At 71.4% G+C, this 13,303-nt stretch carries 14 protein-coding genes and 1 pseudogene; 5 read left to right on the top strand and 10 right to left on the bottom strand.

Annotated features, from left to right (window positions below; genetic code table 11):
- Positions 1 to 64: 64 nt before the first annotated feature.
- On the bottom strand, positions 65 to 802 hold the full coding sequence (locus IG62_RS0112330) for an SDR family oxidoreductase (RefSeq protein ID WP_030800982.1): 738 nt from the start codon (positions 800 to 802) through the stop codon (positions 65 to 67).
- Positions 803 to 1,024: 222 nt separating this feature from the next.
- On the opposite strand from IG62_RS0112330, the gene IG62_RS0112325 reads away from it, so the two are divergent.
- Positions 1,025 to 1,855, top strand: coding sequence for a helix-turn-helix transcriptional regulator (locus tag IG62_RS0112325; protein WP_037838204.1), 831 nt, complete (start codon positions 1,025 to 1,027; stop codon positions 1,853 to 1,855).
- 88 nt (positions 1,856 to 1,943) lie between these two features.
- On the opposite strand, the pseudogene IG62_RS41765 reads toward IG62_RS0112325, so the two are convergent.
- From IG62_RS41765 to IG62_RS0112305, 4 genes and pseudogenes are all read right to left on the bottom strand, one after another.
- A pseudogene (locus tag IG62_RS41765) lies at positions 1,944 to 2,298 on the bottom strand (DUF6247 family protein).
- A gap of 60 nt (positions 2,299 to 2,358) precedes the next feature.
- Positions 2,359 to 3,024, bottom strand: coding sequence for a hypothetical protein (locus tag IG62_RS43210; protein ID WP_051797969.1), 666 nt, complete (start codon positions 3,022 to 3,024; stop codon positions 2,359 to 2,361).
- A 9-nt stretch (positions 3,025 to 3,033) separates the two neighbouring features.
- Positions 3,034 to 3,708 (bottom strand): peptide-methionine (S)-S-oxide reductase MsrA, encoded by a 675-nt coding sequence (gene msrA, locus IG62_RS0112310; RefSeq protein WP_030800974.1) that lies wholly within the window; start codon positions 3,706 to 3,708, stop codon positions 3,034 to 3,036.
- A 256-nt stretch (positions 3,709 to 3,964) separates the two neighbouring features.
- A complete protein-coding gene (locus tag IG62_RS0112305; protein WP_030800972.1) occupies positions 3,965 to 5,095 on the bottom strand; it encodes a hypothetical protein in 1,131 nt (376 codons plus the stop codon).
- 194 nt (positions 5,096 to 5,289) lie between these two features.
- Between IG62_RS0112305 and IG62_RS0112300 the strand changes: the two genes are divergently transcribed.
- Entirely contained in the window at positions 5,290 to 6,450 is a 1,161-nt protein-coding gene (locus IG62_RS0112300) for a cystathionine gamma-synthase (RefSeq protein WP_030800969.1), read from the top strand.
- 104 nt (positions 6,451 to 6,554) lie between these two features.
- Here IG62_RS0112300 and IG62_RS0112295 read toward each other — a convergent pair whose 3' ends face one another.
- The 3 genes from IG62_RS0112295 to IG62_RS0112285 form a co-directional block, all read right to left on the bottom strand.
- Positions 6,555 to 6,839 (bottom strand): hypothetical protein, encoded by a 285-nt coding sequence (locus IG62_RS0112295; RefSeq protein WP_374102735.1) that lies wholly within the window; start codon positions 6,837 to 6,839, stop codon positions 6,555 to 6,557.
- Positions 6,836 to 7,309 carry a sigma factor-like helix-turn-helix DNA-binding protein gene (locus IG62_RS0112290; RefSeq protein WP_030800965.1) on the bottom strand — a complete coding sequence of 158 codons (474 nt, stop codon included), beginning with the start codon at positions 7,307 to 7,309 and terminating at the stop codon, positions 6,836 to 6,838. Before IG62_RS0112290 ends, IG62_RS0112295 begins: the two co-directional genes overlap by 4 nt.
- Positions 7,310 to 7,541: 232 nt before the next feature.
- Entirely contained in the window at positions 7,542 to 8,042 is a 501-nt protein-coding gene (locus IG62_RS0112285) for a MarR family winged helix-turn-helix transcriptional regulator (protein WP_030414706.1), read from the bottom strand.
- Positions 8,043 to 8,401: 359 nt separating this feature from the next.
- On the opposite strand from IG62_RS0112285, the gene ilvA reads away from it, so the two are divergent.
- From ilvA to IG62_RS0112270, 3 genes are all read left to right on the top strand, one after another.
- Entirely contained in the window at positions 8,402 to 9,565 is a 1,164-nt protein-coding gene (ilvA, locus tag IG62_RS0112280) for a threonine ammonia-lyase (RefSeq protein WP_234326448.1), read from the top strand.
- Between the two features lie 214 nt (positions 9,566 to 9,779).
- Positions 9,780 to 10,835 (top strand): ATP-binding cassette domain-containing protein, encoded by a 1,056-nt coding sequence (locus IG62_RS0112275; protein WP_051797967.1) that lies wholly within the window; start codon positions 9,780 to 9,782, stop codon positions 10,833 to 10,835.
- Positions 10,832 to 11,719, top strand: a complete 888-nt coding sequence (locus IG62_RS0112270; protein WP_030800959.1) for an ABC transporter permease — start codon at positions 10,832 to 10,834, stop codon at positions 11,717 to 11,719. Before IG62_RS0112275 ends, IG62_RS0112270 begins: the two co-directional genes overlap by 4 nt.
- A 172-nt stretch (positions 11,720 to 11,891) precedes the next feature.
- Here IG62_RS0112270 and greA read toward each other — a convergent pair whose 3' ends face one another.
- Together greA and IG62_RS0112260 are read right to left on the bottom strand one after the other, a co-directional pair.
- The gene (gene greA, locus IG62_RS0112265) at positions 11,892 to 12,389 is read right to left on the bottom strand and encodes a transcription elongation factor GreA (protein WP_030800956.1); all 498 of its coding nucleotides are present in this window, start codon (positions 12,387 to 12,389) and stop codon (positions 11,892 to 11,894) included.
- Positions 12,390 to 12,745: 356 nt separating this feature from the next.
- Complete coding sequence (locus tag IG62_RS0112260) at positions 12,746 to 13,183, bottom strand: DUF4307 domain-containing protein (RefSeq protein ID WP_030800954.1); 438 nt, start codon at positions 13,181 to 13,183, stop codon at positions 12,746 to 12,748.
- Between the last annotated feature and the right edge of the window lie 120 nt (positions 13,184 to 13,303).

The raw sequence follows: 13,303 nt of genomic DNA, 5'->3' as shown, positions 1-13,303 counted from the left end.
CACCAGCGACAGCCGCTCATCGCGGCCTCTGCGCACCTACGTCGCCAAGCCCGTCCAAGGAGAGCTAGCCCTGCGCGGTGGGCCGCACCACGACCTCGTTCACGTCGACGTCCGCAGGCTGCTCGACGGCGAACGCGATGGCCCGGGCGATCGCGTCCGGCGGGATGGCGATGCGGTCCCGCATAGCCGTGATCTCCGCCCGCACCCGGCTGTTGGTCGACGCCTCGGCGAAGTCGGTCGCGAGGGGGCCGGGCGAGACGGTGGTCACCCGCAGCCCCTCGCCTGCTTCCTGGCGCAGCCCCTCGCAGATCGCCCGGACGGCGAACTTGGTACCGGCGTAGACCGCCATGGCCGGTACGACGCGGAACGCGGCCGTGGAGGCGGTGGTGACGAAGTGACCCGTGCCCTGCGCCCGGAAGACCGGCAGCGCGGCACCGATCCCGTGCAGCACCCCCTTCACATTCACATCGACCATGTGATCCCACTCCTCGACACGCAGATCGTCGAGCGGCGAGATCGTGCCCACCCCGGCGTTGCCGACCAGCACATCGAGCCGACCGAACCGCTCAACTGCCAACGCCACCAGGCCCTTCAGATCCTCCCTCCGGGTCACATCGGTACGGATCTGTACGGCAGAGCCGCCCGCCGCCTCGATCCGCCGCACCAGTTCCGCAAGACGCTCGGACCGGCGAGCCCCCAACACCAGCCGCGCCCCCCGCTCGGCGAGCAGCAACGCCGTCGCCTCCCCGACGCCGCTGCTGGCCCCCGTGATCGCCACGACTTTCCCCTCGATACCGGACATGGATGGTCTCCTCCTCTGCCGCACGGGCCAGTTGCCCGACAACGTCAGTCTGAAAGGCACTCACCCTGGTATCCAGACCGCACTTATTCTGGAACCAGCGGTCCCACCCGAGCGGCGAGCGACGCCACGCGAACGAATGGCGAAATGCGCCCACCGAGAGGCAACCGAGCCCGGGAGGCGTTCGTAACCGAGAGCTATCCGAAACCGAGAGGTGCCACGCGCATGCCGAAAGAACAGCAGGCCCAACTGCGCCGCCAACTGGGCACGTTCCTGCGCACCCGCCGGGAGCGCCTCACCCCCGACGAGGTCGGCCTGCCCCGGACCGGCCGCCGCCGGACACCGGGACTCCGCCGCGAGGAACTCGCCCTGCTCGCCGGAATCAGCGCCACCTGGTACACGTACCTGGAGCAAGGCCGCAAGATCCGCGCCTCCGAGCAGGTGCTGAACGCCCTCGCCTCAGCACTACGGCTCGACCGCCACGAACGCGACCACCTCTTCCAACTCGCCGGCCACACCCCCGAACCCGAGGCCGAGCAGCCCGAGCCGCTCCCCGCCGAGGCGGCAGCCGTCCCGCTCCTCCTCCAGCCACACCCGGCGTACGTCATCGCCGGCAACTACGACGTGCTCAGCCACAACCAGGCGGCCGCCCAGCTCTTCCCCCACCTCACCACCGAAGCGAACCGCCCGCCGAACCTGGTCCGCTGGGTCTTCCTCGAACCCGCGGCCCGCGAGGTCCTGGTCGACTGGGAACCCGAGGCCCGCGCCCTCCTCGCCCGCCTCCGCACCCTCTCCACCCGCCACCCGGACGACCCGCGCTACACCCACCTGATCGACGAACTCCACACCCGCAGCCCCGAAGCCCGCACCTGGTGGCCCCACTACGAGCTACAACCCCGCCACAGCGGCCACAAACGCCTCCGCCACCCCACCCGCGGAACGGTCACTTACCGCTACACCGCCTTCCACCTGGCAGAACAGCCGGAACACACCCTGGTGATCTATTTCGAGGGGAACGCGGTGTCCGATGCCGGCGTAAACGTGATCCGCCCATGAGGTATAAGTCCTGGAAGGGCGGCACAAACTGGGACGCCGCATGCCACATGAGCATGATCTGGGTCGTACTCCCAGCGCCAGTTGCTGCTCACCGCGGGGGGAGGGCGAGCGCGGCGTGCGCGTCGTCCAGGAGCTTGCCGATAGCGGACGCGGCGCGCCGGGCTTGCGCCGCGTCACCTGTCTCGGCGGTCTCCTCCCAGTGACGGAGTTCCTTCGCGAGGTTCGGCTGCCGCTGAATGTGGACGTATACGGCCCACTGGGCGATGAACCGCCTGGAGTGGGGCCAGGTCGGAAGCCTGGCGGGCATGATCGGCGGCCTGATCCAGCTCCCGTGTGAAGGCAGGCAGAGCGGCGGGTGCGATGTGCACGATGGCCTGGCGGAGGGCCGTGACGGTGGCAGGCGGCTGAGGGATGAGTGGCTGCCCAGCGGCGGAGGTGGTCACGTCCCCCCAATCCCGCAGTACCCCGTCGGGTTCTTGTCCAGGTACTGCTGGTGCCAGGTCTCAATGGCAGAGGTGTGCAGCTGTGGCGTACGCGAGGAGGTTTGCGAAGCGTAGCCAGCTGAGGAGGTAGGTGTTCAGCGGTGCGTAGCCGGGGCGGGTCAGGTGGGTGATGCCGTGGATGGTGTCGGTCAGTTCGTCTTGTGCGGGGCCGTTCAGGCGGCCGAGGTGTGTGAGGTATGCGGAGGCGCAGGCGTCGAGACGGGCGTGGAGGTCGGCGAGTTGTTGTGCCTGGGCGTCGCTGGAGAGCGTCTCGTCGGGGTAGGCCGAGTGTCGGAAGGTGGAGTGGCGGTTGGCCACGGCCGCGACGAGCCCAAGGCGGGAGGGCGCCGTTTCACCGGGCCAGTGCGGTCGACGTAGATGAGCGGTGTCGGTGGGTTGCGGGGTTCGCCGGCCGGCTGCCTTCTCCGTGTGCCGGCGGACCGCGAACGCCGCCAGCTCGTTGAGCTGGACCGTCCGGCTCTCTTCCAAGGTCTCCAGTGCGCGCAGCTGGGCTGCGGGGTCTCTGCGGAGGTCGGGGGAGGGGTGTGCCGTCGCGGCGAGGTAGGCCCAGGTGGCATGGAAGCCGAGCGGGCTGTAGTGCCCGACGGCACACCTCAGCGCTGAGTACCGTCGGGCGATGGGCAACCGCTCGTCGCGCACCCTGCGCGCGTAGGTTCTGAAGCCCACCCGAAGCCGTCAGTCCTCAGCAGGGGCAACGCCCACCGGGCAGCTCACGCCCGTACCGCCGATCCCGCAGTACCCGCCCGGGTTTTTGGCGTCCGAAAGATACTGCTGGTGGTAGGCCTCCGCCGGGTAGAACGGGCGGGTGTGGTCGGCGGGGAGGATTTCGGTGGTGATGTCGGTGTAGCCGGAGTTGTGGAGGACGGTGCGGTAGGCGTCGCGGGAGGCTTCGGCGGCCTGTTGTTGGGCGGGGGAGTGGGTGTAGATGGCGGAGCGGTACTGGGTGCCGACGTCGTTGCCCTGGCGGAAGCCCTGGGTGGGGTCGTGGGACTCCCAGAAGAGCTTCAGGAGGGACGTGTAGGGGACCACGGCCGGGTCGTAGACGACACGGACGGCCTCGGTGTGGCCGGTGTGGCCGCTGCAGACCTCTTCGTAGGTGGGGTTCGGGGTGTGGCCGCCCTGGTAACCGACGAGGGTGGTCCAGACGCCCTCGGTCTGCCAGAACTTCCGCTCGGCGCCCCAGAAGCAGCCCAGGCCGAAGTCGGCGATCTCCAGGCCGTCCGGGTACGGGCCCAGGAGCGGGTTGCCGAGGACGGTGTGCCGCTCGGGGACGGCGAAGGCCGGTTCGGGGCGGCCTTCGAGCGCTTCCGCGGGGGTCGGGAGCTGGGTCTTGAAGCGGGAGAAGAGCATGGGACGGCTCCGGGGTGGGAGGGAGGGGACGGGCGGGCCTTTCTGGACAACGTCAGTGAACACCGTCAGTGAACACCGTCAGTGAACGACGTCAGTGAACGACGTCAGTGAACGACGTCAGTGAACGACGTCTCTGCACAACGTCGGTCGGCGCGATCACATTCCTGGCGCCGACGTGGCCGTCGGGTCGTCCTTAGGGGCGCACGGGTTTCCGGGTTTCCGGGTTCCGCGTTTCCGGGTCTCCCGGCCTACGCGCTCACGGGCGGTCCTGGGGGAAGCCGGATGACGTGCCGCCCAGTTGTTCCCAGCCGGCGATGGCCAGGGCGCGGTAGGCGGCGTACTCGGCGGCCGGACTGCAGCCGTACGACCAGGGCACGGCGCCCACGTGGCCGTCGACCAGGCGCAGCTGCTCCATGGCCTCGGCGTAGCGTTCGGCGCGGACCAGGAACCAGACCAGCAGGTGCCGGACGTGTGGGGCCATGGGGTGGTCGGCCGGGGCCTCGCGGAGGGCGAAGTGGGCGCCCTCGATGGCGCGCTCGACGACCGCGCTCTGGTACAGGCTGCGGACCATGTTGGCCTCGGGCAGGTGCTCGTAGACCGCGAAGAGGGGGAGGGCCGGGAGGAGGGAGCCGGTGGGGGCGCCGGCCGCGGCGCGTGCGGCGAACGCCTCGGCCTCCGTGCGGGAGCCGTGCCACTTCTGGGACCAGTAGGGGAGGGCCGCGAGGTGGGCGCCCATGTGGTGCGGGGCGCGCCGGTCGGCCTCGGACCACAGCTCCTCGTAGTCGGCGGGCCGCTCGTGCAGCCCTCGGGCCACGGCCAGCTCGATGATGTACGGGATCGGGCTGCCCGGTGCCAGCAGGCCCGCCTCCCGGCAGACCGTACGGGCCTCCTCCAGGATCATCCGGAAGTCTTGCGAGCCGGGGTCCCGCAGCGCCTGGACGACGAGGAACTGGGCGTGCGTCTCGGCTCCGCCGGGGTCCTTCGGCGCCTCCGAGCGCCAGGTGCGCAGCCAGATGCCGCCGGTCCGCTGCCCGCCCTGCTGCGCCGGCCCGTCCGCGGCCAGCTCGAACGCGGCCGCGCCGGCCAGCGTCTGCACCCGCTGCCAGCGGCGCTCCCAGTCGTCACCGGTGGACTTCAGCAGCTCGGCCGCCGGGCGCCAGTCGTGCGTACGCCGCACCGCGTCCAGCGCTTCCTCCAGCGCCCGGTCGGGTCCGGGCAGCCGTACGTCGAGCTCGTCCAGCGGGACGAAGCCGTAGCCCGCCATCGGGTCGGAGGCCACCGTGAGCCCCTGCTGGGTTTGCTGGACGGCCCGCCGGCGGCGCATCCAGGGTAGGAAGACGAGGCCGCCCAGCGCGAGCGCGGCGAGGAGAACCAGCAGAGCGTCCATGGGGTGTGTGTCCTGTGTCCTGTACCTGGGGTGGCGGGAGGGCCGGGATGGCGGTTCGGGGGCGGCGGGTGGGGTCGGGCGGGGCTGAGGGGACGTGGCGGGAACCAGTGTGCGACCCCTCGTACGTATCCACTAACAAGCGAACCAGAAAGTTCCGGGAACGCCGGCCGCGCGGCCGACTACCCTCGGCAGGCATGAGCGATCAGCGCGAACAGCGCCACCAGCATTTTGAAACCCTTGCCATCCACGCAGGTCAGGAACCCGACCCGACGACCGGCGCGGTGGTTCCGCCCATCTACCAGGTCTCCACTTACAAGCAGGACGGTGTGGGCGGGCTGCGCGGCGGTTACGAGTACAGCCGCAGCGCCAACCCGACCCGTACCGCCCTGGAGGAAAACCTCGCCGCCCTCGACGGCGGCCGCCGCGGGCTCGCCTTCGCCTCCGGCCTGGCGGCCGAGGACACCCTGCTGCGCACCCTGCTGGTCCCCGGTGACCACGTCATCATCCCCAACGACGCCTATGGCGGAACGTTCCGTCTGATCTCCAAGGTCGTCGAGCGGTGGGGCGTGGAGTGGTCGGTGGCCGACACCTCCGACCCGCAGTCGGTGCGCGAGGCCCTGCGGCCGCGTACGAAGCTGATCTGGGTGGAGACGCCCAGCAACCCGCTCCTCGGGATCAGCGACATCGAGGCGCTGGCCGCCGTGTCGCGGGACGCCGGGGTCCGGCTCGTCGTCGACAACACCTTCGCCAGCCCCTACCTCCAGCAGCCGCTCGCCCTCGGCGCGGACGTGGTGGTCTACTCCACGACCAAGTACATGGGCGGTCACTCGGACGTGGTCGGCGGTGCCCTGGTCGTCAACGACGACACCCTCGGTGAAGAACTCGCCTACCACCAGAACGCGATGGGCGCGGTCGCCGGCCCGTTCGACGCGTGGCTGGTGATGCGCGGCATCAAGACCCTCGCCGTACGGATGGACCGTCACAGCTCCAACGCCGAGCGGATCGCGGAGCTGCTGACCTCCCACAAGAAGGTGACCCGGGTCTACTACCCGGGCCTGTCCGAGCACCCGGGGCACGAGGTCGCGGCCAAGCAGATGCGGTCGTTCGGCGGCATGGTGTCGTTCCAGGTCGCGGGCGGGGAGCAGGCCGCCATCGAGGTCTGCAACCGGTCGGAGCTGTTCACCCTCGGTGAGTCGCTGGGCGGCGTCGAGTCGCTGATCGAGCACCCGGGGCGGATGACGCACGCGTCGACGGCCGGCTCGCAGCTGGAGGTCCCCAACGACCTCGTACGCCTCTCGGTCGGCATCGAGTCCGGCGAGGACCTGCTGGCCGACCTGGCGCAGGCGCTGGGCTGACGCCTACGGCCTGCTGCCTACGGCCTGCTGCCTACGGCCTGCTGCCTACGGCCAGGTGCCGTGTGCCCGTCGCCGCCCCTGTGCCGGTCCGCCGTAGGGGCCCGTCACCACCCCTCGACGGGAGGGGTGGTGCGGGACGGCGGCGGGACCCACGGCTGGGCCGCGGCCGTCCAGGTCAGCGCCGCCACGGCGAGCAGCGCCAGCAGCCAGCCGAGGCGGCGCCGCAGCCGGCGGTGCGCACGCAGCCGCCGGCCGCGGGCGAGGGCCCGGGCGGCCAGGTCCGGCGGTACGGGCGGCAGTGGCAGCCCGGCCAGCATCCGCCGGGCCTCGGCCTGCTTGCGGTCGGGGACGCCCGGGTCCGGCACGGCGGCCTCGGGGTAGAGGTTCACGGTGCTTCGCCCTCGCGGACCCGGCGCGCCGGCCGGTGGCTGCGGAACGCGGCGATGGCGTGCATGTACAGCGCGCGCACCCGCTCGGTGGGCAGGCCGAGTTGGGCCGCGGCCTGTTCCTCGGCCACTCCCTCGTGGAGCCGCAGTACGAGGACCAGGCGCTCCTGCGGGGTCAGCCGGTCCAGCGGCCCGCCGCGCGGTCGGCGGTGCCGCCGGGCGGTGCGGGCGAAACGGTCGGCGAGCTCCCGGCGGGTGCGCTCGTACGGGTCCTCGCCCCGCAGCCGGTCCCAGTCCGCGTAGGTCCGGGCCAGCGCGCGGATCAGCAAGTCCTCGGCGGCCGGGGCGGGATGGGCGGCGGGCTCGCCGGTCAGGAGGGTGGCGGCGTGGAACAGCCGTCCCGCCGCGCCCGCCACGAACGACTCGAACTCCCGGGCGTGGCGGCGCTGCTGCGCCGGCCGCCGCTCTCGCACCGCGCCTCCCGGATGACGGACGCCCGACCCCCTGGGCTCCTATAGCACGGCAGCGCGGCCACCCGGTCAAGAGGCGCGACGACTTGCTCCGGGCCGGGTGCCGCGGCGCGTCGCCGGCCGCCGGGCTGCGGCAGGTCGCCGGCCGGTGCGCGGCGGGCTGCCGGCCGGTGCGCGGCGGACCACCGCCGGGCCGCGGAGTGCCGCAGCGTGCCGCCGGCCGGTCGTGCCGGTGTCAGGAGGCCGGCCCCGTGGGCGTCAGGGACGCGGTGATGTCGGAGAGGGAGGCGTTGAAGCGGGTCAGCAGGGTCGTGAACGCCTCGCGCTCCTCGTCGCTCCACTTCTCCGTGACCAGTGCCATCAGCGCACGGCGCGAGGCCCGCACCTCGTCCAGCCGGGCGTGGCCGCGCTCGGACAGTTCGAGCACCACGGCGCGGCCGTCCTCCGGGTGGGTGGCCCGGCTGACGAGCCCGGAGTCGACCAGCGGGGCGACCTGCCGGGTGACCGTGGAGGAGTCGATGCCCATGCCGGCGGCCAGGGCCTTGACGCCCATCGGGCCTTCCTGGTCGAGGCGGTTGAGCAGCAGGTAGGCGGCGCGGTCCATGGAATTGCGCGCCTGTCCGACGCCGCCGAGCCGGCTCTGTTCGGCGCGGCGGGCGAAGACGGCCACTTGGTGCTGCAGCGCGTCGAGGAGAGCGGGGTCGGTATGGGTCGTCATGTCCGAAGAGGTGGGCATGGCCGGGAGCTCGCTTCGGTGGAAGTGCGTATGGATGGGAGGACAGCGTACGCGGACCCGGCGCACGGCGTACCTGCGCCGTCCATTCCGATAACGCGCCGCCCCCCTCGTTCGTGCCCGTGGGCGGGCGGGCCCGCGCACCGTCGAACTGCGAGACTGGCGGTATGGCTGCTCATACGCCTCATCCGCCGCGTCCGCCGCACGAGCCCCGCCCGTCGGCCCGCCCCGACGACGCCCGTCGTGCCGCCGGCCTGACCGACGCCGGCCTGATCGACGCCGGTCTGACCGATGCCGAAGTGCCCGGCGCCGGCCCGATCACGAGCCCGGTCACGATCGAGGACGTCCGGGAGGCGCACAAGATGCTCTCGGGCGTCGCACGGGCCACCGCGATGGAGGGCAGCCGCTACCTGTCCGGGCTGGTCGGCGCGCCCGTCCACCTCAAGTGCGAGAACCTCCAGCGCACCGGTTCGTTCAAGATCCGCGGCGCCTACGTACGGATCGCCGGGCTCTCCGCGGAGGAGCGGGCGGCCGGCGTGGTGGCCGCGAGCGCCGGCAACCACGCCCAGGGGGTGGCCCTCGCGGCGTCCCTGCTCGGTGTGCGGTCCACGGTGTTCATGCCGGTCGGCGCCCCGTTGCCGAAGGTCGCGGCGACCCGCGAATACGGTGCCGAGGTGCGGCTGCACGGCCACGTGGTGGACGAGACGCTGGCCGCCGCCCAGGAGTACGCCCGGGAGACCGGCGCGGTCTTCATCCACCCCTTCGACCACCGCGACATCATCGCCGGTCAGGGCACGGTCGGGCTGGAGATCCTGGAACAGTGCCCGGAGGTGCGCACCATCGTCGTCGGCATCGGCGGCGGCGGGCTGGCCGCGGGGATCGCGCTGGCGGTCAAGGCGCTGCGGCCGGACGTGAAGGTCGTCGGGGTGCAGGCGGCGGGCGCGGCCTGCTATCCGCCGTCGCTGGCGGCCGGGCACCCGGTGGCGGTCGAGGGGCTGTCGACGATGGCGGACGGCATCAAGGTCGGCCGGCCCGGCGACGTGCCCTTCGGGATCGTCGAGCGGCTGGTGGACGAGGTCCGTACGGTCTCCGAGGACGACCTCTCCAGTGCGCTGCTGCTCTGCCTGGAGCGGGCGAAGCTGGTGGTGGAGCCGGCCGGGGCGAGCCCGGTGGCGGCGCTGCTCGCGGATCCGGGGTCGTTCGAGGGGCCTGTGGTGGCGGTGCTGTCCGGCGGAAACGTCGATCCGCTGCTGATGCAGCGCATCCTGCGGTTCGGCATGGCCGCCGGGGGCCGGTACCTCTCGCTGCGGCTGCGGCTGACGGACCGGCCGGGGGCGCTGGAGACCCTGCTCGGGGTGCTGACGGTGGTCGACGCGAACATCCTCGACGTGGGGCACGTACGGACCGATCCGCGGCTCGGGCTGACCGAGGTCGAGGTGGAACTGCACCTGGAGACCAAGGGCCCGGAGCACTGCGACGAGGTGCGCACGGCACTCGCGGAGGCGGGTTACGTCGTCCTGGAGTGAGGCGGGGACGGGCCGGCGGGGTCCGGGAAACCGATCTGATTATTTGTATCGCGATGTATCGCGTTCCGGAGTAGCATCCCGAGTGCGGGGTGCCGGTGCGCCATGCGCGCCCTGGCGCCCCGTTGCGGACAAACGCCCTGAAGCGGGGCGCAGGCCGCCGAACGTAACATTCGACATATTTCGACCTGGAACACCCAAGCCAGGGGGTACCCATATGCCAGGCGCCATTTACGCCGAAGGGCTGGTGAAGACCTTCGGCGACGTGAGGGCACTGGACGGCGTCGACCTGGACGTTCCCGAAGGAACCGTCCTCGGCATGCTCGGCCCTAACGGTGCCGGCAAGACCACCGCCGTACGTGTCCTGACGACCCTGCTCAGACCCGACCGCGGCAAGGCGGAGGTTGCCGGGATCGACGTGCTCGCCCATCCCGACAAGGTACGCCGGTCCATCGGCCTTTCGGGCCAATTCGCCGCTGTGGACGAGTACTTGACCGGTCGCGAGAACCTGACGATGGTCGGGCAGCTCTACCAAATGAGCGGCCGGGACGCCAAGCGCCGAGCCGCCGAGCTGCTGGAACGCTTCCACCTCGGCGACGCGGCGGACCGCACCGCCAAGACCTACTCCGGCGGGATGCGCCGCCGGCTCGACCTCGCTGCCGCGCTGGTCGTCAGCCCACCGGTGATGTTCATGGACGAGCCGACCACGGGCCTGGACCCGCGCAACCGCCAGGCGCTGTGGGACGTCATCCAGGAGCTCGTCGCGGGCGGCACGACCCTGCTGCTCACCACCCAGTACCTGGAGGAGGCCGACCGCCTCGCGCACGACATCTGCGTCGTCGACCACGGCAAGGTCATCGCCCGCGGCACTTCCGACCAGCTCAAGGCGCGCACCGGCGGCGAGCGCGTCGAGGTCGTGGTGCACGCCCCCGAGCACCTCACCGTCGCCGACGAGGTGCTGCGCGGCTTCGCCAAGGGGGAGGGCACGATCGAGCCGCACATCCGCAGGCTGACGATCCCGGTCGCCGGCGGCGCCAAGCTGCTCGCCGAGGTGATCCGCGAACTGGACGTCCGCGGCGTGGAGATCGACGACATCGGCCTGCGCCGCCCGACCCTCGACGACGTCTTCATCGCGCTGACCGGGCACGCCGCCGAGTCCGCGGACGGCGGCGGCGGCGCGGGCGCCGGTGGCGGCGGTACGGAACGGAGCGGGACCACGGGCGGCAGTCGCCCGGCGAGCGCCGCCGGGCACCGTAAGGAGGGCGTGCGATGACCACGGCGAGTACGGCGAGCACCGCGACCGGGGGCGCCGGCGGTACGTCGCTCGGAGCCCCGCCGGCCCGCGGCGGCATCAGCCGGCTGGCGCGCGACTCCCTGGTCGTGGCCAAGCGGAACCTGATCCGGATGGTGCGGATTCCCGAGGTGGTGATCTTCGGGCTGATCCAGCCGATCATGTTCGTGGTGCTGTTCAGCTATGTGTTCGGCGGTTCCATCAGCATCCCGGGTGCGGGCATCTCCCCCTCCGGATATCGCGAGTTCCTGATGGCCGGGATCTTCGCGCAGACCGTCACTTTCGCCACGGCGGGCGCCGGCGCGGGCATCGCGGACGATATGCACAAGGGGCTCATCGACCGGTTCCGCTCGCTGCCGATGTCCCGGGGGGCGGTGCTCACCGGCCGGACCCTGGCCGACCTCGTCCAGAGCGCGCTGACGCTGGTGGTGCTGGCGGTCGTGGCGCTGCTGATCGGCTGGCGCACCCACGAGAACATCGCCAAGGTGCTGACGGGTTTCGCGCTGCTGCTCCTGCTCGGCTACGCCTTCTCGTGGATCGGCGCGCTGATCGGCCTCTCGGTGCGGACGCCGGAGGCGGCCACGTCCGGCGGGCTCATCTGGCTCTTCCCGCTGACGTTCATCTCCAACGCATTCGTGCCCTCGGAGAACATGCCGTCGTTCCTGCAGACCGTCGCGGACTGGAATCCGTTCAGCGCCACGGTCATGGCCTGCCGCGACCTGTTCGGCAATCTGCCGCCGCACTATCCGGTGCCGGACGCCTGGCCGATGCAGCACCCGGTGCTGGCCTCGGTGATCTGGTCGGTCCTGATCATCGCAGCGTTCCGGACGCTGGCGGTCCGTAAGTACCGCTCGGCGACGGCCTGAGCGGAACCGCCGTTTCCGGGGGAGCCCCACACGGCACGCTGGACACACGACACACGACACGCTGCACACACGGCGAGCGGCCCGGAGCGCAAGGCTCCGGGCCGCTTCGTTCCGTCTGCGGGCGTCCCGCCGACGAGCCGGAACGGGGCCGGACCGGCCGGCTCGGTCCGGATCAGCCGGTGTACGGCTTGGCGTCGAGGATCTTCACGCTTGCCTTCTTGCCGTTCGGGAGCTCGTACTCCGCGTCGGCGCCGATCTTCTTGCCGTTCACGCCGGTGCCCAGCGGCGACTGCGGGGAGTAGGTCTCGATGTCCGAGCTCGCGTACTCGCGCGAGGCCAGGAGGAACGACAGCGTGTCGTCCGGGTCCCCGTCGAACGCGATGGTGACGACCATGCCGGGAGCGACGACGCCGTTGGCGGCGGGGGCCTCGCCGACCTTCGCGGTCTGCAGCAGCTGGGTGAGCTGCCGGACCCGAAGCTCCTGCTTGCCCTGCTCTTCCTTGGCCGCGTGGTACCCGGCGTTCTCCTTCAGGTCACCTTCCTCGCGGGCCGCCTGGATCTTCTCGGTGATCTCGGCGCGTGCGGGACCAGACAGGTACTCCAGCTCGGCCTTGAGCTGGTCATACGCCTCCTGGGTCAGCCAGGTGACGTTCTCGCTGGTCTGGGTCACAGGTGCTCCTCGTCGGTACTGGGGATAAATCAAACGCCCTACCAGGAAGGTTTGCGCCTTCACGGGTGGGCGAAACCACGAGCCTAACAATTCCGGCACAAAACGGGGAAGAGGAAATTCACAGTGACCGCACAGGAACGCATCATCGCTGATCAGAGGCGGTCACGACACGCCATGCCGGAGTACGGCGCGCGAGGCACCCGAGGGGCGGACGGTGGCGGAGGGTAGCCGCGGTGGTACCGGTGCACCCCGCGCGCCCCGGCCCGCCCCTGGACGGGGAAGGACCCTGGAGCTACGGCTCCCTGAAGCTACGACTCCCCTGGATCTTCGCCCCCGCGAGGACCGGATCTACGACTCTACGAGGACGAGGCTGCGGACGAGGGCGAGCCCGCGGACGAGGACGTGCAGCCGACCAGCACCGCGTTGGTCGCGCGCTTCGTCGTCCGTACCGTGACCTCGGTGTCCACCTGGCCCGTGCGCCGGTCGATGGTGACGTCCTTGCGGCCGACCTCGGAACCGTCCGCCGCCTGCGAGCGCAGCGTGCACACGCCCTTGTCGTCGGCGCCCTTGACGACCTCCAGATGGACCTTGACGGCGTGGTCGGACACCGCGTCCCAGCTGATCACCCGGCCGCTGAGGTCCTGCCCGGAGATGTACGCCACACCGGCCCAGCCGACCACGCCCAGCAGCCCGGCGCCGAGCACCGCGCCGATGATCTTGAGCTTGCGGTCCGCGCGCTGGTCCGCGGAGCGGCCGTAGCGTCCGTCGGGGAGCCCTTCGCGCACCGCGGCCATCGATCCATCCTCCTGATACGGGGACCTGGACCCGGCTCGGGAACCCCCGGGGGGTCCCCGCCCCAGGGAATACAGCGCCCCCTCGCTTCGGTCACTATAGGAGGCATCTTCTCCGGCCCT

This window comes from Streptomyces sp. NRRL S-337 (assembly GCF_000720175.1).
GTDB lineage: Bacteria > Actinomycetota > Actinomycetes > Streptomycetales > Streptomycetaceae > Streptomyces > Streptomyces siderophoricus.
The sequence above is the reverse complement of the archived record's forward strand: the minus strand, read 5'-3'. Positions and strand labels throughout refer to the sequence as shown.

Bases quoted from the DNA above. Each gene is read 5' to 3' on its own strand.
- ilvA (WP_234326448.1), top strand. From the start codon at position 8,402: ATGCTCTCGGGCGTCGCACGGGCCACCGCGATGGAGGGCAGCCGCTAC.
- IG62_RS0112325 (WP_037838204.1), top strand. From the start codon at position 1,025: ATGCCGAAAGAACAGCAGGCCCAACTGCGCCGCCAACTGGGCACGTTC.
- IG62_RS0112305 (WP_030800972.1), bottom strand. From the start codon at position 5,095: ATGGACGCTCTGCTGGTTCTCCTCGCCGCGCTCGCGCTGGGCGGCCTC.
- IG62_RS0112285 (WP_030414706.1), bottom strand. From the start codon at position 8,042: ATGCCCACCTCTTCGGACATGACGACCCATACCGACCCCGCTCTCCTC.
- IG62_RS0112300 (WP_030800969.1), top strand. From the start codon at position 5,290: ATGAGCGATCAGCGCGAACAGCGCCACCAGCATTTTGAAACCCTTGCC.
- IG62_RS0112275 (WP_051797967.1), top strand. From the start codon at position 9,780: ATGCCAGGCGCCATTTACGCCGAAGGGCTGGTGAAGACCTTCGGCGAC.
- IG62_RS0112260 (WP_030800954.1), bottom strand. From the start codon at position 13,183: ATGGCCGCGGTGCGCGAAGGGCTCCCCGACGGACGCTACGGCCGCTCC.
- IG62_RS0112330 (WP_030800982.1), bottom strand. From the start codon at position 802: ATGTCCGGTATCGAGGGGAAAGTCGTGGCGATCACGGGGGCCAGCAGC.
- IG62_RS0112270 (WP_030800959.1), top strand. From the start codon at position 10,832: ATGACCACGGCGAGTACGGCGAGCACCGCGACCGGGGGCGCCGGCGGT.
- msrA (WP_030800974.1), bottom strand. From the start codon at position 3,708: ATGCTCTTCTCCCGCTTCAAGACCCAGCTCCCGACCCCCGCGGAAGCG.